At 71.6% G+C, this 22716-nt stretch carries 22 protein-coding genes; 15 read left to right on the top strand and 7 right to left on the bottom strand.

The window, feature by feature from the left end; all coding sequences use genetic code 11:
• Window positions 1-197: 197 nt before the first annotated feature.
• Both OHA65_RS23745 and OHA65_RS23740 read left to right on the top strand, forming a co-directional pair.
• Entirely contained in the window at window positions 198-1892 is a 1695-nt protein-coding gene (locus OHA65_RS23745; protein ID WP_405762374.1) for a chitinase, read from the top strand.
• A gap of 125 nt (window positions 1893-2017) precedes the next feature.
• Window positions 2018-3355 carry a M14 family metallopeptidase gene (locus tag OHA65_RS23740; protein ID WP_327285133.1) on the top strand — a complete coding sequence of 446 codons (1338 nt, stop codon included), beginning with the start codon at window positions 2018-2020 and terminating at the stop codon, window positions 3353-3355.
• Window positions 3356-3413: 58 nt separating this feature from the next.
• Here OHA65_RS23740 and OHA65_RS23735 read toward each other — a convergent pair whose 3' ends face one another.
• Window positions 3414-4964, bottom strand: coding sequence for a tetratricopeptide repeat protein (locus OHA65_RS23735; protein WP_327285132.1), 1551 nt, complete (start codon window positions 4962-4964; stop codon window positions 3414-3416).
• 172 nt (window positions 4965-5136) lie between these two features.
• Between OHA65_RS23735 and OHA65_RS23730 the strand changes: the two genes are divergently transcribed.
• Complete coding sequence (locus OHA65_RS23730; protein WP_327285131.1) at window positions 5137-5295, top strand: hypothetical protein; 159 nt, start codon at window positions 5137-5139, stop codon at window positions 5293-5295.
• Between the two features lie 8 nt (window positions 5296-5303).
• Here OHA65_RS23730 and OHA65_RS23725 read toward each other — a convergent pair whose 3' ends face one another.
• Entirely contained in the window at window positions 5304-5741 is a 438-nt protein-coding gene (locus OHA65_RS23725) for a RidA family protein (RefSeq protein WP_327285130.1), read from the bottom strand.
• On the bottom strand, window positions 5738-6499 hold the full coding sequence (locus tag OHA65_RS23720) for an IclR family transcriptional regulator (protein ID WP_327285129.1): 762 nt from the start codon (window positions 6497-6499) through the stop codon (window positions 5738-5740). The genes OHA65_RS23725 and OHA65_RS23720 overlap by 4 nt, the downstream gene beginning before the upstream one ends.
• 154 nt (window positions 6500-6653) lie before the next feature.
• Between OHA65_RS23720 and OHA65_RS23715 the strand changes: the two genes are divergently transcribed.
• The 4 genes from OHA65_RS23715 (at window position 6654) to OHA65_RS23700 (ending at window position 10891) form a co-directional block, all read left to right on the top strand.
• Window positions 6654-7931: an amino acid deaminase gene (locus OHA65_RS23715; RefSeq protein ID WP_327285128.1), complete on the top strand. Its 1278-nt coding sequence runs from the start codon at window positions 6654-6656 to the stop codon at window positions 7929-7931.
• A 13-nt stretch (window positions 7932-7944) separates the two neighbouring features.
• Window positions 7945-9516, top strand: a complete 1572-nt coding sequence (locus OHA65_RS23710) for a D-aminoacylase (protein ID WP_328763482.1) — start codon at window positions 7945-7947, stop codon at window positions 9514-9516.
• Between the two features lie 62 nt (window positions 9517-9578).
• Window positions 9579-10589, top strand: a complete 1011-nt coding sequence (locus OHA65_RS23705; RefSeq protein WP_328763481.1) for a YdcF family protein — start codon at window positions 9579-9581, stop codon at window positions 10587-10589.
• Between the two features lie 116 nt (window positions 10590-10705).
• Complete coding sequence (locus OHA65_RS23700; RefSeq protein WP_327285125.1) at window positions 10706-10891, top strand: hypothetical protein; 186 nt, start codon at window positions 10706-10708, stop codon at window positions 10889-10891.
• A gap of 78 nt (window positions 10892-10969) precedes the next feature.
• Here the strand turns inward: OHA65_RS23700 and OHA65_RS23695 are convergent, their stop codons facing one another.
• Window positions 10970-11527 carry a hypothetical protein gene (locus tag OHA65_RS23695; protein ID WP_371644641.1) on the bottom strand — a complete coding sequence of 186 codons (558 nt, stop codon included), beginning with the start codon at window positions 11525-11527 and terminating at the stop codon, window positions 10970-10972.
• A gap of 119 nt (window positions 11528-11646) precedes the next feature.
• Between OHA65_RS23695 and OHA65_RS23690 the strand changes: the two genes are divergently transcribed.
• Window positions 11647-12093 carry a nitroreductase family deazaflavin-dependent oxidoreductase gene (locus tag OHA65_RS23690; RefSeq protein WP_327285123.1) on the top strand — a complete coding sequence of 149 codons (447 nt, stop codon included), beginning with the start codon at window positions 11647-11649 and terminating at the stop codon, window positions 12091-12093.
• A gap of 35 nt (window positions 12094-12128) precedes the next feature.
• Here the strand turns inward: OHA65_RS23690 and OHA65_RS23685 are convergent, their stop codons facing one another.
• Window positions 12129-12605, bottom strand: a complete 477-nt coding sequence (locus OHA65_RS23685; protein WP_327285122.1) for a macro domain-containing protein — start codon at window positions 12603-12605, stop codon at window positions 12129-12131.
• Between the two features lie 317 nt (window positions 12606-12922).
• Here OHA65_RS23685 and OHA65_RS23680 point away from each other — a divergent pair, with 317 nt between their 5' ends.
• Complete coding sequence (locus OHA65_RS23680; protein ID WP_327285121.1) at window positions 12923-14134, top strand: pyridoxal phosphate-dependent aminotransferase; 1212 nt, start codon at window positions 12923-12925, stop codon at window positions 14132-14134.
• Between the two features lie 86 nt (window positions 14135-14220).
• Entirely contained in the window at window positions 14221-14634 is a 414-nt protein-coding gene (locus tag OHA65_RS23675) for a hypothetical protein (RefSeq protein WP_327285120.1), read from the top strand.
• A 52-nt stretch (window positions 14635-14686) separates the two neighbouring features.
• Here OHA65_RS23675 and OHA65_RS23670 read toward each other — a convergent pair whose 3' ends face one another.
• Window positions 14687-15106, bottom strand: a complete 420-nt coding sequence (locus OHA65_RS23670) for a hypothetical protein (protein ID WP_327285119.1) — start codon at window positions 15104-15106, stop codon at window positions 14687-14689.
• Window positions 15107-15249: 143 nt separating this feature from the next.
• Here OHA65_RS23670 and OHA65_RS23665 point away from each other — a divergent pair, with 143 nt between their 5' ends.
• From OHA65_RS23665 to OHA65_RS23650, 4 genes are read left to right on the top strand one after another with little or no spacing between them, the layout of a single operon-like run.
• Window positions 15250-16326 (top strand): hypothetical protein, encoded by a 1077-nt coding sequence (locus tag OHA65_RS23665; RefSeq protein ID WP_327285118.1) that lies wholly within the window; start codon window positions 15250-15252, stop codon window positions 16324-16326.
• A 13-nt stretch (window positions 16327-16339) separates the two neighbouring features.
• Window positions 16340-17524, top strand: a complete 1185-nt coding sequence (locus OHA65_RS23660; RefSeq protein WP_371644638.1) for a toxic anion resistance protein — start codon at window positions 16340-16342, stop codon at window positions 17522-17524.
• The gene (locus tag OHA65_RS23655; protein WP_327285116.1) at window positions 17521-19131 is read left to right on the top strand and encodes a VWA domain-containing protein; all 1611 of its coding nucleotides are present in this window, start codon (window positions 17521-17523) and stop codon (window positions 19129-19131) included. The genes OHA65_RS23660 and OHA65_RS23655 overlap by 4 nt, the downstream gene beginning before the upstream one ends.
• Window positions 19118-19726: a hypothetical protein gene (locus OHA65_RS23650; RefSeq protein ID WP_327285115.1), complete on the top strand. Its 609-nt coding sequence runs from the start codon at window positions 19118-19120 to the stop codon at window positions 19724-19726. Before OHA65_RS23655 ends, OHA65_RS23650 begins: the two co-directional genes overlap by 14 nt.
• A gap of 89 nt (window positions 19727-19815) precedes the next feature.
• Here the strand turns inward: OHA65_RS23650 and OHA65_RS23645 are convergent, their stop codons facing one another.
• Window positions 19816-21648, bottom strand: coding sequence for a phosphoenolpyruvate carboxykinase (GTP) (locus OHA65_RS23645; RefSeq protein WP_327285114.1), 1833 nt, complete (start codon window positions 21646-21648; stop codon window positions 19816-19818).
• A gap of 220 nt (window positions 21649-21868) precedes the next feature.
• Between OHA65_RS23645 and OHA65_RS23640 the strand changes: the two genes are divergently transcribed.
• Window positions 21869-22564, top strand: a complete 696-nt coding sequence (locus OHA65_RS23640) for a hemolysin III family protein (RefSeq protein ID WP_327285113.1) — start codon at window positions 21869-21871, stop codon at window positions 22562-22564.
• Window positions 22565-22716 lie beyond the last annotated feature (152 nt).

Genomic DNA, 22716 nt, shown 5'->3' with positions numbered 1-22716 from the left:
ACCGGACAACCGGGATCGGATGCCCAATCAATTCAAGCCACATTGCAAAGAGTCTTGACACGGGGATTGGTCTGGACCAACTTGGGGCCAGCGCGTCGCCACCCACCGACGGGGCTTCCCCCACCCATGGCTCCGGGCGTTGACCCGCGTGTTCCACCGCCCCCTTTCACATCCCCTTCTCCCCCCACGGAGACCACGTGAACCGCATACGCCCGCTCGCCCTCCTGGGCGCCGCCACCCTGACCGCAGGCGGTCTGACCGCCCTCGCCACCGGCACCGCGCAGGCCGCCGACGTCAACGTCGCCCGCAACGGAGGCTTCGAGTCCGGGCTCTCCAACTGGACCTGCACCGCCGGGAGCGGGGCCGTCGTCTCCTCCCCCGTGCACGCCGGGGCCGCCGCCCTCAAGGGCACCCCGTCGGGCCAGGACAACGCGCAGTGCAGTCAGACCGTCACGGTCAAGCCGAACTCGACGTACACGCTCGGCGAGCAGGTGCAGGGCTCGTACGTCTACCTCGGCGTGACCGGCACCGGCACGCAGGACGCGTCCACCTGGACCCCCGGCTCGGGCGGCGGCTGGCAGCAGCTGTCGACCACGTTCACGACGGGGCCGAACACCACGCAGGTCACGGTGTGGACGCACGGCTGGTACGGGCAGCCCGCCTACGTCGTCGACGACTTCAGCGTCTTCGGCCCGGACGGGGGCGGCGGCACCGACCCTGGCCCGTCCGTTCCCGGCGCCCCGGCCGGGGCCGCCGTTTCCGGCCAGAGCGCGAACGGGCTCACCCTTTCGTGGAACGCGGTCAGCGGGGCCACCGGCTACTACGTCCATCAGGACGGAGTCCGCGTCAAGACCGTGTCCGGCTCCCCCGCCCAGATCACCGGGCTCGCCGCGGCCACCTCGTACTCCTTCCAGGTGAGCGCGTACAACGCGGCGGGCGAGGGCCCGAAGTCGGCGGCGGTGACCGGCACGACGACCGGCGGCGGGAACCCGAACCCGAACCCGTCGGTGCCCAAGCACGCGCTGACCGGCTACTGGCAGAACTTCAACAACGGCGCGACCGTCCAGAAGATCTCCGACGTCCCGTCCCAGTACGACATCGTCGCCGTCTCCTTCGCCGACGCCACGACCACGCCCGGGGCCATCGCCTTCAACCTCGACTCGGCCGGTCTCGGCGGCTACACCGTCGCCCAGTTCAAGGCCGACATCGCCACGAAGAAGGCGGCCGGGAAGTCGGTCATCCTCTCCATCGGTGGCGAGAAGGGCACCATCTCGGTGAACGACCCGGCCTCCGCGAACAACCTGGCGAATTCGGCGTACGCGCTGATGCAGGAGTACGGCTTCAGCGGGATCGACATCGACCTGGAGAACGGCCTCAACCCGACCTACATGACGCAGGCGCTGCGCTCGCTGTCCGCCAAGGCCGGCTCGTCGCTCGTCATCACGATGGCGCCGCAGACCATCGACATGCAGTCGACGGCGGGCGGCTACTTCAAGACGGCGCTGAACATCAAGGACATCCTGACCGTCGTCAACATGCAGTACTACAACAGCGGCTCGATGAACGGCTGCGACGGCAAGGTCTACGCGCAGGGCTCGGTGGACTTCCTCACCGCACTGGCCTGCATCCAGCTGGAGGGCGGTCTCGACCCCTCGCAGGTGGGCATCGGCGTGCCGGCCTCGCCGAGCGGCGCGGGCAGCGGGTACGTCTCCCCGACCGTCGTGAACAACGCGCTGGACTGCCTGACCAGGGGCACGAACTGCGGGTCCTTCAAGCCGTCGAAGACCTACCCGGGGCTGCGCGGTGCGATGACCTGGTCGACCAACTGGGACGCCAAGGCGGGTGGCGCTTGGTCCAACGCGGTGGGTCCGAAGGTTCACGGCTTGCCCTAGGCGGTACGTGTGGGGGTGGCCGTCCCGGCATTTTGGCCGGAATGCAGTTCTTGACCGGGACATGCCACAAGAGCACGCTGTGCGCGTCCGCACGGCTACCCCCACACTCCCACCCAGGAGAACGCATGCGGCTCCACACCCGACGCAGGGCCGCCGTCACGGCGGCCCTGCTCGCTCTGGCGCTCGGCGCACCCGCCTACGGCATGAGCGCGACGGCGGCCCCGCCGCCCACCCCCTCGACCGCCACCCAGGACGAGGCGATCAACCAGTACGAGATCAAGGGCCCGGCCACGGCGGCCGAGCGAACGGCCCTGCTCCGTACGGGCGTCTCGATCGACGAGGTCGACGCCCGCTCGGTCGTCGTCAGCGCCGACACCATGCAGGCGGCGCAACTGCGGGCGCTCGGCTACGAGCTCACCGCGCTGCCCGGGCCGCCGGACCGCTCCGAGCGGGGTGTCACGGCGAGCCCGATGGACTTCCCGTCCAAGGACTCGATGTACCACAACTACGCCGAGGCGAGCGCGGAGATCGACCAGCGCATCGCCCAGTACCCCTCGATCATGAGCAAGAAGGTGATCGGAAAGTCATACCAGGGCCGGGACATCGTCGCCATCAAGATCAGCGACAACGTCGCGACCGACGAGAACGAGCCCGAGGTGCTCTTCACGCACCACCAGCACGCCCGCGAGCACCTGACCGTCGAGATGGCGCTCTACCTGCTCAAGGAGTTCGGCTCCAAGTACGGCAGCGACACGCGGATCACCAACATGGTCAACGCCCGCGAGATCTGGATCGTGCCGGACCTCAACCCGGACGGCGGCGAGTACGACATCGCGACCGGCTCCTACCGCTCCTGGCGCAAGAACCGGCAGCCGAATTCCGGCTCGTCGTACGTCGGCACCGACCTGAACCGGAACTGGGACTACAAGTGGGGCTGCTGCGGCGGCTCCAGCGGCAGCAAGAGCTCCGAGACCTACCGCGGTGCGGCCGGCGAGTCGGCCCCCGAGGTGAAGGTGGTCGCGGACTTCGTCCGCAGCCGCGTGGTCGGTGGCAAGCAGCAGATCACCGCAGCCATCGACTTCCACACGTACAGCGAGCTGGTGCTGTGGCCGTTCGGGTGGACGTACAACGACACGGCGCCGGGCCTGACGGCCGATGACCTCGCCGTGTACAAGACCATCGGCACGAGCATGGCCAACAGCAACGGCTACACCCCGGAGCAGTCCAGCGACCTGTACATCACGGACGGCACGATCGACGACTGGCTGTGGGGCAACCAGAAGATCTTCGCCTACACCTTCGAGATGTACCCGTCCGACACCGGCGGCGGGGGCGGCTTCTACCCGCCGGACGAGGTGATCGACCGGGAGACGACGCGCAACCGCGACGCCGTCCTGCAACTGCTGGAGAACGCGGACTGCATGTACCGCGCGATCGGGAAGCAGTCGCAGTACTGCGCGTAGCGCCTTGCGGATCCGGACCGGGGGCGCCCCACCGCCAGGGGGGCGCCCCGCTCGGCGTTCAGGCGGCGGGGAGGAACGCCAGCGTGCGCCTCGTGTCGCGGTGCGCGGGCCCGAGCACCCGGACACGGGCGCGGTGGACCTCCTCGAAGAGCGGGCGGGCCGCGGCTTCGCCCTCGACGAGCAGCACCGTGTGGGCCAGGGCGAACCGGGTGTCCAGGGTGTGCGGGTGTTCCGCGCCGAGCACTCGGGTCCTCGCCCCGCACACCTCCTCGTACAGCAGCCGGGCCGCCCGCGGGTCGTCGCCGTGCACCACCACGGCGAGGTTGTGGGCGATGTGCAGCGCGCGGTAGTGGTCCGGGCCCAGCGTGTTCCGGCTGCGTTCGTACAACTGCCGGAACATGTCCCCGGACGCCGCATCACCGGCACGGGCCAGCATGACGGCCAGCGCGTCGCCGGCGCCGAGGCTGTCGGGGTGGTCCGGGCCGTTGACCCGCACGGCTTCCAGGTACGCCTCCTCCGCGAGTCCGCACGCGACTGCCCGGTCCCCGTGCCGGTACACGGACCTGGCGTGGCAGGCCCTGGTGTACAGGGTCAGGGGGTGTGCCGGACCGAGGTGTTCGGTCGCCTCGCGGACGAGCCCCTCCAGTGCGTCCAGGGTGCACGGCCGCCGTCCGCCCACCTGCCGGCGCCCGCGGACCTGTCGCACCCGGGCGGCCAGCACCACGGCATGGTGCGGCCCGTACTCCGCGGCCAGGTCGGGCAGCAGGCCGCCGAGGCGGTCCAGGGCCTCCTCCGCATCGCCGGCCAGAAAGCCGGCACGGACCGCGCCGAGCCGGGCGAGCAGGGTGATCCGGTCGGCCGGCCCGCTGCCGGCCAGGTCCCGGTGGAGCCGGCGCCCCAGCGCCGGGTCGCCGGCGCTGGTGGTCCACGCGGCCAGGCGGAGTGCGGCGAGCCGGGTGAGCGGGTGCCGGGCGCCCAGCACTTCGCGACAGTCGGCGGACAGGGCGGCGGTCAGTACGCGCGCCGTGCGCACGTCCCCCGCCTCCCCGGTCCAGTACGCGACGACGTGGCGGACCGGGAGCATCCCCGGATCGTGCGGCCCGAGGGCTCGCTCGGCGCAGCGCAGGAGTTCCCGGGATACGTCGCAGGCCCGGCGGTAGAGGCCCAGTGCCGCCAGCTCGCCGACCACGGCCGCGATGCGGGTGAGGCGGCCGTCCGTCAGCCAGGCGGACTCGGTCCCGGTACCCATGCCGGCCCGTTCGAGCGGGTCGTCCCAGCCGAGCGCCCCGCCGGTCAGGGCGCCGGCCGGCGGGGCGTCGCGCCGGCCCCGGTCGTCGAGGGTTTCCCATCTCCCCTGCCAGGAAGTCCTCTCGCGCCAGGGTGCTGCGGCCGGATCCCCGGGCGCCGTGCGCGCGAGCAGGAGTTCCACCAGAGCCGCGAGTTGCCCGGTGCACGACTTGCCGACCCTCCTGTCCCCGTCCTCCAGCAGGCGGTGCACGCTCGACCTGGGCAGGTGGGGATTCGCCTTCCGCATCTCCTGGAAGGTCATTCTGGAGGCCTTTTTCAGCGCCCGCAGATCGGAGCGGAACCGGCGCCATGAGTCCGTCATGGCGCCGATCCTTCCGCACGGGCAACCGCCGCGTGCCGTGTTCGGGACGTCCCGGCCGCCGTCCGGAACGGGCCGCGCCCGTCCGTGAACGCGGGGGAACGGGCGCGGCCGTGGCCTGCTGGTGGTCACGGCCGGAGCGCACGCCCCGGCCTCGACCGGACGGAGTTCCACCATGACCGTGTCCACACCCGCGCGCCGCCCGTACTTCGAGCTGCGTGTCGGCGCCTTCGAGATGAGCCTGTCACGGCGCCCGGCCCGGCTGATCGGCTGGCTGGGCTCCGCGCTCGTCACGGCGGGGGGCGCCTGGCTGGGCGCCAACTGGCCGTTCTGACGGGCTGTTCAGGACAGGACGGCGAGAGCGTCGATCTCGATGAGGAGGCCCGCGGGCAGGCCGACGTAGACCGTGGTGCGGGCGGCCGGGGCCTCCCGCAGGCCCTGCTCCTCGAAGTACGCGTCGTAGAGGTCGTTCATCTCGGCGAAGTGCCCGGTGTCGGTCAGGTACACCCGGATCATCATCACGTCGTCCCAGCCCGCACCCCCGGCCTCCAGTACGGAGCGGACGTTCTCCAGGGTCTGGAGGGTCTGTTCGCGCAGGGTCGGCCCGGCGGGGGTGGGCGGACGGCCGTCCACGTGCGGGAGGAAACCGACCTGGCCGGCGACCTGGAGGACGTTCCCCTTGCGGACGCCGTGCGAGAACCGTGCGGGCGGGGTGGTGTGGGTGTCGGGCGTGATGGCGGTCTTCTCGGTCGCGCGGGGCGTGCGGGTCGCGTCGGTCACGGGGTGTCGTCCTTCTGTGCGGAACCGGAGTACTCCCGGCTGATGGTGTCGGCGGTGCGCAGGACCAGCGGCAGCAGTTCGAGCAGGCCCTCGGCGGTGACGACCACGCTCGGCGCGGAGACGGACAGGGCGGCGACGACCCGTCCGTCCGGCCCGCGCACGGGCGCGCCCAGGCAATTGACGGACTCCTCGTGCCCGCCCAGGTCCGTGGCCCAGCCCTGCTCCCGTACGAGGGCCAGCTCGCGCAGGAAAGCCTGCGCGTCGGGGGTGGAACGGGGTGTGTGGCGCGGGTAGTCGATCCGCTCGGCGAGGCTGCGCCGCTCCTCCTCGGGGAGGTCGGCGAGCAGCAGCTTCGCGACGGCGGCGACGGTGAGCGGGACGGGTCTGCCGATGCGGGAGTACATCCGGACCGGGTAGCGGCTCTCGACCTTGTCGACGTACACGACCTCGTCGTCCTGGTGGAGGGCGAGGTGCACGGTGTGGCCGGTGAGCCGGTTGAGCTCGACGAGGTGGGGGTGGGCGATGGTGCGGACGTCCAGGTTCTCGACGGCCTCCGCGGCGAGCGCGAACAGTTGGGCCCCCAACCGGTAGCGGCCGTCGGGCTGGCGGTAGACGAATCCGTGCTCGTGCAGGGTGCGCAGTAGCCGTAGCGCGGTGCTCTTGTGGACGTCGAGCTCCTCGGCGACCTCGCCGAGGCCCGCCGGGCCCCGTGCCAGCAGCGGCATGATCCGAAGCGCCCGCTCCACCGACTGACTCACGCCGCGCCCTCTCGTGCCGGTCTGCCGCAGTGCCGCGCGGCAGGGCGGACGTTGACCCGCCGTCACCCGGGATGTTAGACAGCTTGCAGCGCCACACGCAATGACCGTTGCACGACCTGCAACACCACTCGCCATACCTCGGGAGGCACCGCACATGCCCAGTGACCCCGTCCAGGCCCTCGCGGCCGAACCGGTGGACCACCGCTTCAAGGGCCTGCCCCCGGACGCCGCATCGCTCGGCCTCACCGTCGGCGCCCTGGCGGCCGAGCGCCGGGACCTCTACACGGGCGGGTTCACCACGCCGGTGCTCACCCTCGACGCCGAGGCGCTGGAGCACAACCTCACCGCCCTCGGCACGTACGCCGCCCGCCACGACCTCGCCTTCGCCCCGCACGGCAAGACCTGCATGGCGCCGCAGCTCTTCCGGCGCCAGCTCGAACACGGTGCCTGGGGCATCACCGCCGCCGTCCCCCACCAGGTCCGCGTCTACCGCGCCTTCGGCATCCAGCGGATCTTCCTGGCCAACGAGCTCGTCGACCCGGCGGCACTGCGCTGGGTGGCCGCCGAACTCGCCGCCGACGCCGGCTTCCGCTTCCTCTGCTACGTCGACTCCGTGCGCGGCGTCCAGCTGATGGACCGGGCCCTGCAGGGGCAGCCCCAGGTCGTCGACGTCGTCGTCGAACTCGGCGCCGGCGAGGGCGCCCGTACCGGCGCGCGGACCGACGAGGACTGCCGGGCCGTCGCCGACGCCGTGGCCGAGACCTCCACCCTGCGCCTGGTCGGCGTCGCCGGGTACGAGGCCGAGGTCCCCGACGCCGACCCGGATTCGGTCCACGCGTACCTGCGCCGGCTCACCGCGCTCGCCGTCGAGTTCGACAAGGCCGGGCGGTTCGCCCGTACCGACGAGATCGTCGTCAGCGCCGGCGGTTCGGCCTGGTTCGACGCCGTCGCCGATGTGTTCGCCGAGCTCCCGGAGCTGTCCCGGCCCGTCCTGCGGCTGCTGCGCTCCGGCGCGTACGTGTCCCACGACCACGGCTGGTACACCCGCCTCACCCCCTTCAACCGGGTCCCCGAGGAGGGCGGCCTGCGCCCCGCCTTCCGGCTCTGGACCCAGGTCGTCTCCCGGCCTTCGCCCACGCAGGCCTTCGTCAACGCCGGCAAGCGCGACATCGCCTACGACCTGGGCCTGCCCGAGGCCGAGCTGGTCCGCGACGCCCTGACCGGCGAGGAGCGCCCGGCCGGCGGCGTCCGCGTGGTCAAACTGTCCGACCAGCACGCCTGGCTGGAGACGGACTCCGCCGAGGACGTGCAGGTCGGCGACTGGGTGGCGCTCGGCATGTCCCACCCCTGCACGATCTTCGAGAAGTGGCCTCTGATCCCGGTCGTGGAGGCCGACGGCACGGTCACCGACTACGTCCGCACCTTCTTCTAGCGCAGCCGCGCCGGTGGACCTGGTCATCCACGGGGCCCGCGTCGTCGACGGCACGGGCGGGCCCTCGTACACCGCCGACGTGGGCGTCCACGAGGGCCGGATCGCCGAGATCGGCCGGATCCGCTGCGGTGGCCTGCGGAACGTCGACGCGCACGGTCTCGCCCTGGCCCCGGGCTTCGTCGACATGCACGCGCACAGCGACCTCGCCCTGCTGCGCGACCCGGACCACAGCGCCAAGGCCGCCCAGGGCGTGACCCTCGAAGTCCTGGGCCAGGACGGGCTCTCGTACGCGCCCGCCGACGACCGCACCCTCGCCGGGGTCCGGGCCGCGATCACCGGCTGGAACGGCACGGGCGACGACATCGCGTTCGACTGGCGGGACGTGCGCGGCTACCTGGACCGGCTCGACCGCACCGGCATCGCCGTCAATGCCGCGTACCTCGTCCCCCAGGGCACCGTCCGCGCGTACGCCCTCGGCTGGGACGACCGCCCCGCCACCCCCGCCGAGCTCGACCGGATGCGCACGCTCGTCGCCGAGGGCCTCGCGCAGGGCGCCGTCGGAATGTCCTCCGGGCTGACCTACACCCCGGGCATGTACGCGTCCGACGCCGAACTGACCGAGCTGTGCCGGGTGGTGGCCGCGTACGGCGGCTACTACTGCCCGCACCACCGCTCGTACGGGCGCGGCGCGCTCGCCGCGTACGCCGAAGTGATCGGGCTGGCCCGGGAGGCGGGCTGCGCCCTGCACCTCGCGCACGCCACCATGAACTTCGCGGAGAACGAGGGCCGGGCGGGCGAACTCCTGGCCCTCCTGGACGGGGCCCTCGCCGCCGGGGCCGACATCACCCTCGACTCCTACCCGTACACCCCCGGCTGCACGACCCTCGCCGCGCTCCTCCCGGGCTGGGCCCACGAGGGCGGGCCCGGCGCCGTACTCGCCCGCCTGCGAGACGACGCCGAGGCCGAGCGGATCCGGTACGCGCTGGAGGTGACCGGGGCGGACGGCTGCCACGGCGTCCCCGTCGACTGGACGACGATCGAGATCTCGGGGACGGCGGACCCCGCGCACGGGGCGTACGTCGGCACGCGCCTGCGGGACTGGGAGAGCGCCCGGCGGCTGCTGCTGGCGGACCGGCTCGGGCCGACGGTCCTCCAGCACGTCGGCCACGAGGAGAACGTCCGGGCGATCATGCGACACCGGGTGCACACCGGCGGCTCCGACGGCATCCTCCAGGGAGCGAAACCGCATCCGCGGGCGTACGGGACCTTCCCGCACTACCTCGGGCACTACGTGCGCGAGCTCGGCGTGCTCTCGCTGGAGGAGTGCGTGGCTCACCTGGCGGGCCGTCCGGCCGCCCGACTGCGGTTGTCCGACCGGGGGTTGCTGCGCACCGGGTACCGCGCCGACCTCGTCCTCTTCGATCCGGACACGGTCGCGGCCGGATCCACGTACGAGAGCCCGCGCGCACTGCCGGTCGGTATCCCGCACGTGCTGATCGACGGCCGGTTCGTGATGCGGGACGGGCGCAGGACGGACGTTCTGGCCGGCCGGGCGGTCCGCAGGACACCGCACCACGGCCGTTGAGGCGCCAGGTCGTTGGGGTCGGGGGCGTCGGCGATCCGAGGCGTCCGCCTACGATGGGCGGCATGTTCGCCTTTGTCCCCGCCGCGCTGTTTTTCCTCCTCTTCTGCGTGAGCGTGCGGGAGGACCGCCGGCGCTTCCGGAACGCGGTCCTCCTGGGCCTCACCCTCATGTGCGGGTCGATCGGCCTGTTGTTCCAGATACCCGCGCTGCCGTCACCGCTCGACGCGATGGCGGTGCTGCTGGTGCTCACGGTGCCGACGGTCGGCACGCTCGTCCTCGCCGGCTACCTGATCCGCAACGGCCTGACGATGGTCCGCAAGGAGGGCCGCAGGCCGACCAATCTGCTGTCCATGGCGGCGGGCCTGGGGATCCTCGCGCTGATCGCGCTGGTCCTCGGGGTGGCCGGCCGGGGCTCCCGGGTCGCGGACACGATGGTGGCGGGTCTGGTCATGCTCGTCGGCTACGTCTCCTTCCTCTTCCTCTGCTTCCTCGTCTACGCCTTCCTCTACGGCCGGATCACGGTCCGCGGCGACGTCGACTACGTGGTGGTGCTGGGCTCCGGCCTGATCTGCGGCGAGCGGGTGTCCCCGCTGCTGGCCTCCCGGCTGGAGAAGGGTCGGGAGATACACGCCGCCCAGGTGGCCCGCGGCGGCCGGGTGCCGCTGCTGCTGGTCTCGGGCGGCCAGGGGACGGACGAGAAGCTCTCGGAGGCGCGGGCGATGGCCGACTGGCTGATCGCGCGGGGCGTCCCGGAGGAGCGGATACGGCTGGAGGACCGCTCCTGCACGACGAAGGAGAACCTGGCCTTCAGCCGCACGGTCATGGCGGAGGCCGATCCCGGCTACCGCTGCGTGGTCGTCACCAACAACTTCCACGCCTTCCGGGCCGCGATGACGGCCCGCAGGGCCGGGGTCAACGGGCAGGTGCTGGGCTCCCCGACCGCCACGTACTTCTGGCCGAGCGCCACCCTGCGCGAGTTCGTCGCGGTGTTCTGGGAACACCGGACGGTCAACCTCGGCATCTGCGCGGCCATCTCCGCCCTGACCACCGCGGCGGCCATCGCCCCGGTGTAGCGCCCCGGTGTAGCGCCCGGTTCGAGGCCCGGGACCGTGCGGGAGGGGCCGACATGCGTTCTTGGCGCCGCCGCCGGAGGATGAGGGGATCGGGGGGCATTCCGAGGAGGTAACCGATGGACAGTGAATCGGACCAGCAGCCCAAGCGGCCGGCCAAGCTGTACAGCGGCGGGGAGCGGCCGTACGACCCTGAGGACCTCGTGATGGTGCGAGGGATGGAGCCGACTCCGGAGCGGCTCGAAAAGGCGCGCCAGCTGATCGAGAAGGAGGGTCCGCAGGTCATCGAGCGCTACCTGCCCTGACGGGGGCGGTGGCGCTGCACGGAAGCTGCTGGCGGCCCCGGCCGGGGTCGGTCCCCGGCCGGGGCCACACGCATGCCGCTACGAAGCACTGCCCGCGGTGGCGGGAACGCCGGATGCGCGCAGGCTCCACCAGACCGAGCCGAGCAACAGCGCCCCGGGGAGGATCCCCGCGACGGCGGCGATGGCCGCCTGGGAGGAACCGAGGGCGGCCAGCACCAGGCCCGCGGCGCCGCACGCGGACATGGCGGCGGCCAGCCGGTTCAGGGCCGCCGTCCGCCAGACGGCGGCGAGCCCGAAGAAGTGCAGCCCGACCGCGAGCGCGACCCAGGCGACCACGGCGTGCGGGGCGTCCAGCGGGCCGTTGATGACGAGGATCCCGGCCGCGGCGACGAGCACTTCGGCGCCCACCACGTACACGTAGCGCCGGCCGAAGTACGACCGCGCCACGGCGCCCTCGGGCCTGTCCGGCCGGGGCGCGGGGCTGCGGCGGACCCCGCGGAACACGGCCAGGAAGGCGATCAGCGCGAGCACCCGCAGCGGGATGGCGGCCGCCGTCGGCAGGGCTGCCGCGTTCACCTGGATGAAGGCGAGCCCGAAGGTCGCCCCGATGATGCGACCCGTCTTTTCCCTTGTCATGGACACATGATCACCGATGGTGATCATGAGCCACAAAGCGCGCGCCCCGGGCCGGCCGCATCCAGAATCGGTGAAGGATCGTTAAGCCGCGTGGGGGGTCTGATTTCGGAGGCACCGCCATGCAGACGATCACCATCGACTGGGACCACCCCACCGACCCGAAGCCGGGCCGCGAACGGGACCACGTACAGGACTACGTGGCGACCGGCGGACTCGACGGCCACCTCTGGCACGGGGTCCCCACACTCCTGCTCACCACGTTCGACCGGGCCACGGGCCGCACCGCCCGGACCCCGCTGATCTACTCGACGGACGAGGGCCGGCACATCGTGCTCGCCGCCGACTGGGGCGCCCCGGAGCACCCGGCCTGGTACCGGAACCTGACGGCCCACCCCGAGGTCCGCCTCCAGGTCGGCGCGGCGGTGTTCCGGGCCACGGCCCGTACGGCGTGCCCGGCGGAGCGGGACGTCTACTGGCCGGCGATGACGGCCCTGTGGCCCCTCTTCGACGACTACCGCAGCGCCGCGGCCCCCCGGGAGATCCCCCTGGTGATCATCACCCCGTAGCGCCCGACCCCCACGGGCGGCGGCCGGGCCGGCCCTCAGGCGACGTCATAGACCGTCACCGCGACATCCCGGGCGCACAGAGCCCCGGTGACCAGCGGCTCGATGCGGGACCACGTGCCGCCGGCCAGGCCACAGCCGATGCGCGGCATGTGGACCGAGGCGCCCAGTTCGAGCGCGTGCCCCGCGAGGGCCGCGAGGCAGCGCTCCACCGCGTCGTAGCGGATCGGGGGGCCGCCGCTGCCCGTGCGTATGCCGCGCTGGCCGACCATGTTGGCCACCCAGACGTCCTCCCGCACCCGGACCAGCTGGACGGCGCCCAGCCCGAAGTCGTTGCCGCTGCGGCGCCGGTGCCAGGCCCGGAACTCCTTCTCGGGCTCGGGCCAGCGCTTCGAGAGGGCCACCACGAAGCCCTTGCCCCACCCTCCGATGTCGTTGCACACGTGCGCGATGATCTTCGGCCCCTTGGCCTGCGGACTGGTCGCGTCCCCCGCGATGATCCTCAGCTGCTCCATGCCCCGCCCCTTTCCCCCACCAGCGACTCTCCCCACCCACGACCGTACGGGCAGGCACTGACAACCGGGTCGTGCGTGGCCGCCGGCCGGCCCCGCCCCGCGCCGACCGCGGGCTCCCCGAAGTGACGAGCGCAACACCGTTGCTCCCCCGCACCCGTGGACTCACCCATTCCGCAGGCCGGAACCCGCGGTGGCCGCCGTTTCCAAGGGTGGACCGCACCGACACCCTCTCATCGCGCGAAACAGGACATATCCCACCCCCTAGTCCCGTTCCGAATAGCCCGGCGGACCGGCCGCCGGGCCCGTAAGCTCCCGTCATGCAGGTGATCCAGTCAACGAAACTCGCCAATGTCTGCTACGAGATCCGCGGCCCCGTCCTCGAAGAGGCGATGCGGCTCGAAGCAGCAGGTCATCGCATCCTCAAGCTGAACACCGGCAACCCCGCGGCCTTCGGCTTCGAGTGCCCGCCGGAGATCCTTGAGGACATGCTCCGCAACCTGGGCAACGCCCACGGGTACGGGGACGCGAAGGGGCTGCTCTCCGCGCGCCGCGCGGTCATGCAGCACTACCAGACCAAGGGCATCGAGCTGGACGTCGAGGACATCTACCTCGGCAACGGCGTCTCCGAACTGATCCAGATGTCGATGCAGGCGCTGCTCGACGACGGCGACGAGGTCCTCGTCCCCGCGCCGGACTACCCGCTGTGGACCGCCTCCGTCTCCCTGGCCGGCGGCACGGCCGTGCACTACCGCTGCGACGAGCAGTCCGACTGGATGCCGGACCTGGCCGACATCGAGCGCAAGGTCACCGACCGCACCCGCGCGATCGTGATCATCAACCCGAACAACCCGACCGGCGCCGTCTACGACGACGAGATGCTGCGCGGGCTCACCGACATCGCGCGCCGCCACAACCTGGTCGTCTGCTCCGACGAGATCTACGACCGGATCCTGTACGACGGCGCCACGCACACCAACACCGCCACCATTGCGCCCGACCTACTGACGCTCACCTTCAACGGGCTGTCCAAGAACTACCGCGTCGCCGGCTACCGGGCCGGGTGGATGGCGGTCTGCGGCCCCAAGAAGCACGCCTCGTCGTACATCGAGGGCCTGACGATCCTGGCCAACATGCGGCTGTGCGCGAACATGCCCTCGCAGCACGCCGTCGCGACCGCCCTCGGCGGCCGGCAGTCGATCAACGACCTGGTGCTGCCGGGCGGGCGGCTGCTGGAGCAGCGCGACACGGCGTACGACCTGCTGACGCAGATCCCGGGCATCACCTGCGTGAAGCCCAAGGGCGCGCTGTACCTCTTCCCGAAGCTCGACCCGGCCGTCTACAAGATCAAGGACGACCGCCAGATGGTCCTCGACCTACTGCGGGCCGAGAAGATCATGGTGGTCCACGGCACGGGCTTCAACTGGCCTGAGCCCGACCACTTCCGCATCGTGACGCTGCCGAACGCCAAGGACCTGGCGGACGCCGTGACCCGCATCGGCAAGTTCCTCGACGGGTACGGCCAGCCCTAGCCCCCGCATCCCAGATACCGGATCGAGCACAACTTTAGAACCGATCCAATGTAGGATGGCCTCCTGACCACGCAGGAGGCCTCCTCATGTACGAGCCGATCCGCACCAAGTCGGTCGTCCACCGCATGGGCGGCCACCCATCCGACAACCATGCCGGCTACCCACGGAGCAGCCGCGCCGAAGCGCTGGACACCCAGCTCGGCGGCCACCTGGCGGCCCTGCTCGCCGTCACCGACGAGCTCGGCCTCGACGGCGCCGCCGCCCGCATCGCCGCGCAGGTGACGCGGCTGCGCGGCTCCGAGCCCGCCCGTGCGCCGCACGCCGACGTCAACGACACCGCCGGCCTCACCGCCCTGCACCAGCGGGCCCATGACCTCGCCGGCCGCGCGCTGGTCGTCGCCGCGTCCCGCGCCGACACCACCGTCGCGATCCTCGCCGCCGAGCGCATGGACGCCCACGCCGCCGCCCTGGCCTCGCAGAACCTGGCCGGCAGCCTCTGACCGGCCCCGGTCCGGGGCCGCGGAGGCTCCGGACCGGGCGCCATCCCCCGGCTTACGGGGTCCGCGTGAACTCCGCGGCCGCGATGCCGCACCACGGCACGGTCGCGACCGGCCACACCGGCCCGACCGCCTCACCGCGCTCCGTCGCGCCCGGGACCACGCCCGGGACCCTCACCAGCGCCTGGGCCGCCCGGCCGCCCGGCTCCGCATCCGCCTCCTCACGGAACTCCACCGTGACGACGTACGCGCCGGTCCCCCCGGGCCGCCCCGCCACCTCCACCGCCGCGACCACCCGCCGGCTCCCGGCGTCGACCCGGCACCCGGTGACCCGTACGTCGTCCACCGCGGGCCGCGGCGGCGCCGCGCCCGGCTCGCCGCTGGCCCACACGTACAGGCCCAGCGGGGCGAACACCAGCAGGCCGGCCAGGACCGTCAGGCCGACCACCCAGCCCTGCCACTTCAACGCGCTCACGCCCATGTGACGATCCTCCCGGCCCGCCGCCCCGCCTGCCAGCACCGGCCGATCCACACAGCATTTCGAAGTGGGACCGCCTGGACACCTGACGTTCATGCGACTTCGCGCGGAATGTGGGTTTCCGCGAGCACGCTGCACCCGTGAGACGCATCCTAGGAATCGCCCTGGCGGTCCTCCTCCTCGGTGGCGTGGCCGCCATCTTGCTCGCCGGAGGAGACGAGCCGCCACACACGGCAACGAAGACCGTGAAAGGCGTCATCGGCTCCGAGAAGTCCGAATACTTCCGCGACCCCGACGTCGTCAAAGCCCTGGCCGACAAGGGCTACACCGTGAAGACCGAAACGTCCGGCTCCTGGGCGATGGACCAACTCGCCCTCAAGGACTTCGACTTCGCCTTCCCCAGCAGCAGCGAGCCCGCTCCGGAGATCGAGGCCGCGGCCGGCGTCAAGGGCGCCCAGACCACCAAGCCCTTCTTCTCCCCGCTCGTGGTCATCGCCCGCTCCAACGCCGCCAAGGTGCTCGCCGACAACAACCTCGCCAAGATGACCGGCAAGAACTGGGGGACCCTCTTCATGGGCCCCTACCTCAAGGCCGCCGACGAGAAGCGCAGTTGGCAGCAGCTGTCCGGCTCCGGCGCCTACGCCGAGCTGACGGGCACCGTGTTCATCAAGACCACCGACCCGGCGACGTCCAACTCCGGGGCCCTGTTCCTGGCCGCCACCTCGAACGTCGCCAACGGCAACAACGTGGTCTCCGACCAAGCCGGCATCGACCGCACCGCGCCCCTGATGCAGAAGCTGATCTCCGTCCAGGGCGCCCTGGAACCGAGCACCGACGATCCGTTCCGGGCCTTCATCTCCGGCAGCGGTGAACCGCTGATCCTCGCGTACGAGTCCCAGGTGGCGGCCCTGCTCCAGCAGAAGCAGGCGCCGGGCGACATGGTCGTGCTCTACCCGGACACCACCGTCAACTCCCCGCACACCTTCGTGCCGATCAGCGAGGACGCCAAGGAGCTCGGCAACCTCCTCGCCACCGACCCGAAGCTGCGCGAGCTGGCCGTCCGGCACGGGTTCCGGCCGCAGAACGGCGTGCCCGAGTTCACCGCGGCCACCGCCGCACACGCCGCGTACCTCAACCCGGAGCTGACCGGCATCCGCCAGATCAGCGCACCCACCGTCAAGATCCTCATGGCGCTGGCCGAGCGCGCCAAGGGCTAGGGGGACCATCCACATGACTTTGACTCCGCCCGAGGAGAGCCCGCTCGTCCTCACCGCTCCCGAACCCGTCGCCCCCGTCAAGCGGGAGCAGGCCTCGGGCCTCGTACCGCTCCAGGACGGGGTGCACGAGGAGATGGCCCGCCGGGCCGGGGAGTACATCGGCTCGCTCGCCGGGATCGACACCCGCTCCCCCGAGTTCGCGGGCCGCGTCGGCGAGATCTCCGGTCTCGGCTCCGCCGACATCCGCAGCGCCGCCCAGCAGTCCAACCGGATGCTCGACCGCGCCGTGCGGTCCCTCGGCTCCGACGGCGGCGACGCCCAGGCCCGGGTCGCGGGCTCGCTGGTCGAGCTGCGCCGCACCGTGGAGGACCTCGACCCGCGTGACGCGCCCGCCAAGGGCGTCAAGGCGCTCCTGGCGAAGCTGCCCGGTGGCAACCGGTTCCGCGACCGCGTGGCCAAGTACGCCTCCTCGCAGACCACCCTCAACAAGATCGTGGGCGCGCTGCGCGGCGGCCAGGACGAGCTGCGCCGCGACAACGCGGCCCTGCACACCGAGCGGGCACGCCTGTGGGAGACCATGGGCAAGCTCCAGGAGTACGCGGTCCTCACCGAGGCCCTCGATGCGGCCGTCGAGCAACGGATCGCCGAGTCGCAGCACACGGACCCGCAGGCGGCCGACGTGATGCGCGCCGACCTCCTCTTCCCGGTCCGGCAGAAGCACCAGGACCTGCTGACCCAGCTGGCGGTGTGCGCGCAGGGCTACCTGGCGATGGACGTGGTCCGCCGCAACAACGACGAGCTGATCAAGGGCGTCGACCGGGCCGCCACCACCACCGTCTCCGCACTGCGGATCGCCGTGATGCTGGCCTCGGCCCTGGAACGGCAGGGTGCGGTGATCGAGCAGGTCAACGCTCTGCAAGGGGCCACCGAGGGCCTGATCCTGGGCAATGCGGAGATGCTGTCCTCGCAGAGCGGGGAGATCCAGCGGATCGCCGCGAACCCGGCGGTGGGCGCGGAGACGCTGCGTACGGCCTTCGCGCAGATCTACCGGACGCTGGACGCGATCGACACCTTCAAGGCGCAGGCCACCGAGAACATGGCCGCCACCGTCGAGTCCCTGACCGGCGAGCTGCGGTCCGCCTCGGCCCACCTGGCCCGTACCCGCACCTCCGGTGTCCTGGAAGGCGGGCTCCAGTGAACGTCCGTACCGCATCCCTGCGCAGAAGGCTGGCCGCGGCCATCGCGCTCACCGCGACCCTGTTCGGGGCCTCGGCCTGCACCTCCGAGGGGCCCGCGAAGCCCAAGGGGGCGACCTACCAGGAGGGCAGACTGCGGGTCCTGGCCTCCAGCGAACTGGCCGACATGGAGCCGGTGCTGAAGGCCGCGAAGGCCGCCACCGGGATCAGCGTCGAGCTCACCTGGTCCGGCACCCTGGACGCGGCCGAGCAGGTCGCCTCCGGGAAGGCCGACGGCAAGTACGACGCGATCTGGCTGTCCTCCAACGACTATCTGCGGCTGCGGCCCGAGGCCGCCGGCAAGCTCAGCAGCGAGACGTCGGTGATGTCCTCGCCGGTCGCGCTCGGCATACGGGCGCAGGCGCTGGCCCGGCTCGGCTGGAAGCCGGAGGAGGTCACCTGGTCGGCGGTGCACGAGGCCGTCGCCGCCGGGAAGCTGACGTACGGGATGACCGACCCGGTGCGCTCCAACTCCGGTTTCTCCGCGCTGATCTCGGTGGCCTCGGGGTTGTCGGGCGCGCAGGCGGCGCTGACCGACGCGGACGTGAAGACGGCGCAGCCCAAGCTGAAGGAGTTCTTCGCCGGGCAGAAGCTGACCTCGGGCTCCTCCGGCTGGCTGGCCGCCGCGTACGCCAAGCGCGGGGACGTGGACGCCGTCGTCAACTACGAGTCCGTGCTGCTGTCGATGAACCGGGACGCGAAGACGGACCTGACGGTGATCCGGCCGCGCGACGGGGTGGTCACCGCCCACTACCCGCTGACCCTGCTGACCTCGGCCCCTGCCGGGGCCCGCGAGTCGGGACGGGCGCTGACCGACTACCTCAGCGGCGCCGAGGCCCAGAAGGCGATCACCGAGAAGACGTTCCGCCGCCCGGTGACGGCCGGGGTGGCGCCTGCCGCCGGGCTCAACGCGGACAAGCGGCGCGAGCTGCCGTTCCCCGGCACCCGGTCGGTCGCCGACGGGCTGCTGGCCTCGTACGAGAACGAGCTGCGCCGCCCCTCGCGCACGGTGTACGTGCTGGACACCTCGGGCTCGATGGCGGAGGAGGACCGCATCGGGCGGCTGCGTTCGGCGCTCACCGAGTTGACGGGGACGGGCAGTTCGGGGCCCGGGCAGCGGTTCCGGGACCGCGAGGAGGTGACGCTGCTGCCGTTCGGCGACAAGGTGAAGGAAGTGCTGACGCACGTCGTCGAGCCGGGTGCTCCGGGGCCCGCGCTGGACGCCATCCGGGGCGATGTGAACGCGCTGCGGCCGGAGGGGGGTACGGCGGTGTACGGCAGTCTGAAGGCCGCGTACGAGCACCTCGGGAAGGGCGGCGCGGACGCGTTCACCTCGATCGTGCTGATGACGGACGGGCAGAGCGGCGACAAGGTCAAGGACTTCGACGCCTTCTACGCCGGGCTGCCGGACGCGCAGAAGCACACGCCGGTCTTCGCGGTGCTGTTCGGGGACTCGGACCGCAAGGAGCTCGGCCACATCACAGAACTGACCGGCGGGCGGCTCTTCGACGCCACCGACGGCAACGGTTCGCTGGACGGCGCCTTCGAGGAGATCCGTGGCTACCAATAGGGTGCTCGGCTGGCTGGAGTCGAAGAAGAACCTGGCGGGCAGTGCCTGCGGACTGGTCGGGGTGGGCCTGACCGTCACCGGGGTCGCCGGCACGTACTGGCCGCTGGTCGTGGCCGGGCTGTACGGCGCGGGCGCGCTGATCGCCCCGCCGGAGCCACCGGCGCCGCCCGAGCCCGTGGGCCCCACCGAGCAGCTGGGCGGCGTACGGGAGCGGTTCGGCCGGCTGCGGGAGTACGTGGCCGAGGTGGAGCTACCGGCTCCGGCCGAGGGTCGGCTCGCGGAGCTGATGGACCTGTACGGGGCGCTGCTGGAGCCGGGGTGGGTGGCCGATGTCCTGGCAGCCGACCCGGAGTCGGTGCACGCACTGTCGCGGGCGATCGAGCTGGACGTGCCGGAGTGCGTGGACACGTACAACCGGACGCGCTGGTGGACCCGGCTCACCCCGGGCGGGGAGTCGCCGGAACGCCATCTGGAGCGGCAGCTGTCGCTGCTGTCCGAGGAGGCGGAACGCCTGACGGCGGACCTCCGTGAAACGGAGGCCCGCCGTCAGCAGACGCACACGACCTACCTGGAGGAGCGCGGACAACACTCCTGACAGGCACGCGGCCGGTGCTGCGGTGGGAACCGCTTGGTCGGGGGCTCCCACACTCAGGCACCCGGAGCGGACTCCGGGGCGGTTCTCGGTCAGCCCAGGCGCTCGACGAGCGCGTGGTACTGGTCCCACAGCTCCTTGGGAGTGTGGTCGCCGTAGGTGTTCAGGTGCTCGGGGACCAGGGCGGCCTCCTCGCGCCAGACCTCCTTGTCGACGGTGAGGAGGAAGTCCAGGTCCGCGGCCGGGATGTCCAGGCCGTCGGTGTCCAGGGAGGACACGGTCGGCAGGATGCCGATGGGGGTCTCGACGCCCTCGGCCTTGCCGTCGAGGCGCTCGACGATCCACTTCAGGACGCGGCTGTTCTCACCGAAGCCGGGCCACACGAACTTGCCCGCGTCGTTCTTGCGGAACCAGTTCACGTAGTAGATCTTCGGGAGCTTCGCGGCGTCCGCGGACGCGCCGACCTTGATCCAGTGGGCCATGTAGTCGCCCATGTTGTAGCCGCAGAACGGCAGCATGGCGAACGGGTCGCGGCGCAGCTCGCCGACCTTGCCCTCGGCGGCGGCGGTCTTCTCGGATGCGATGTTCGAGCCGATGAAGACGCCGTGGTTCCAGTCGAAGGACTCGGTGACCAGCGGGACCGCGGAGGCGCGGCGGCCGCCGAAGAGGATCGCGGAGATCGGGACGCCCTTGGGGTCCTCCCACTCGGGGGCGATCGTCGGGCACTGGGAGGCCGGGACGGCGAAGCGGGCGTTGGGGTGGGCGGCCGGGGTCTCGGACTCCGGGGTCCAGGCGTTGCCCTTCCAGTCGATGAGCTCGGCCGGGGGCTCCTCGGTCATGCCCTCCCACCAGACGTCGCCGCCGTCGGGCGTGAGCGCCACGTTGGTGAAGACGGTGTTCGCGTACATCGTCTTCATGGCGTTGGCGTTGGTGTGCTCGCCGGTGCCGGGCGCGACGCCGAAGAAGCCGGCCTCGGGGTTGATCGCGTACAGGCGACCGTCCTCGCCGAAGCGCATCCAGGCGATGTCGTCGCCGATGGTCTCGACCGTCCAGCCGGGGATCGTGGGCTCCAGCATGGCCAGGTTCGTCTTGCCGCAGGCGCTCGGGAACGCGGCGGCGACGTACTTCGCCTCACCCTGCGGCGGGGTGAGCTTGAGGATCAGCATGTGCTCGGCGAGCCAGCCCTCGTCGCGGGCCATGACGGACGCGATGCGCAGGGCGTAGCACTTCTTGCCGAGCAGGGCGTTGCCACCGTAGCCCGAGCCGTACGACCAGATCTCGCGGGTCTCCGGGAAGTGCGAGATGTACTTGGTGGTGTTGCACGGCCACGGCACGTCGTCCTGGCCTTCGGCGAGCGGAGCGCCGAGGGTGTGGACCGCCTTGACGAAGAACCCGTCGGTGCCGAGCTCGTCGAGGACGGGCTTGCCCATGCGGGTCATGGTGCGCATGGCGACGGCGACGTAGGCGGAGTCGGTGATCTCGACGCCGATCGCGGAGAGCTCGGAGCCGAGGGGACCCATGCAGAAGGGGACGACGTACATCGTCCGGCCCTTCATGGAGCCGCGGAAGATGCCCTTCTCTCCCGCGAAGAGGTCCTTCATCTCCGCGGGGGCCTTCCAGTGGTTGGTCGGGCCCGCGTCCTCCTCCTTCTCGGAGCAGATGAAGGTCCGGTCCTCGACGCGCGCGACGTCGGACGGGTCGGAGGCGGCGTAGTACGAGTTGGGTCGCTTGCCCTCGTCCAGCTTCTTGAACGTGCCCTTGGCGACGAGCTCCTCGCACAGGCGCTCGTACTCGGCTTCGGAACCGTCACACCAGACGACCCGGTCGGGCTCGGTGATCGCTGCGATCTCGTCCACCCAGGAGATCAGTGCTCCATGGTTGGTGGGGAGGGTCGGACTGGTGGGAGCCGCGTTGTCGCGCGCCACGATTGCTCCTTGTTGAGGGGTGTGTTTGGTGTTTGCCCCGTGGGGGCTGCGACCCGGACGCTTCGCGCTCCGCTCATCCGGTGCCGACCGCACTCATCTGATCATCCGGTGGATGTGCGCATATGTCCAGGGGGCCTCTCACGTGAGCATCGCCACTCCCGTCAATCTTCCGTAAAGCGCACTAACGGAAACCTACGGACCCGTAGGTAGCATGGCGGCCATGACTTCTGACGCCGCCGCCGTGCCGGTCGACGCCGTACCGGTCGCAACCGAGGCACCGGAAGCCAAGCCGCTGATGCGCGGCTGGCTGCACACCGGGATGTTCCCCGCCGTGATCGTCGCGGGCCTGGCGCTGATGGCCTTCACCGAGTCGACGCGGGCCCGGGTCGCGTGCGGGGTGTACATCCTCACGGCCTGCCTGCTGTTCGGCGTCAGCGCCGTCTACCACCGCGGCACCTGGGGCCCCCGGGGCGAGGCGATCCTGCGGCGCCTCGACCACGCCAACATCTTCCTGATCATCGCGGGGACGTACACCCCGCTGACCGTGCTCCTGCTCCCGCCCTCCACCGGACGGACGCTGCTGTGGGCGGTGTGGATCGCGGCCGCGGCCGGCATCGCCTTCCGGGTCTTCTGGGTCGGTGCCCCGCGCTGGCTCTACACCCCCTGCTACATAGCGATGGGCTGGGCGGCGGTCTTCTTCCTGCCGGACTTCATGCACACCGGCGGCATCGCCGTCCTGGTCCTGGTGATCGTCGGCGGGCTGCTCTACAGCGCGGGCGGCGTCATCTACGGCATCAAGCGCCCGAACCCCTCCCCCCGCTTCTTCGGCTTCCACGAGGTCTTCCACTCCCTGACCCTGGCCGCCTTCGTGGCGCACTACGTCGGCATCTCGCTCGCCGCCTACCGGCACGCGTAGGGCGCGGGCCGCTCCCCGGGCGAGCCACCCGGGCGCGGCGTATGGTCGAGAAAGAGGGGGGCCCGCGCGGCGGCCTGCTGGGGCCACGCCCACGTGGCGCGCACCTGCCTCAGCGGGGCCACCTGTCTCAGGGGCGACGTGTCCCGGGCAGG

Source organism: Streptomyces sp. NBC_00045 (assembly GCF_045041095.1).
GTDB lineage: Bacteria > Actinomycetota > Actinomycetes > Streptomycetales > Streptomycetaceae > Streptomyces.
The sequence above is the reverse complement of the archived record's forward strand: the minus strand, read 5'-3'. Positions and strand labels throughout refer to the sequence as shown.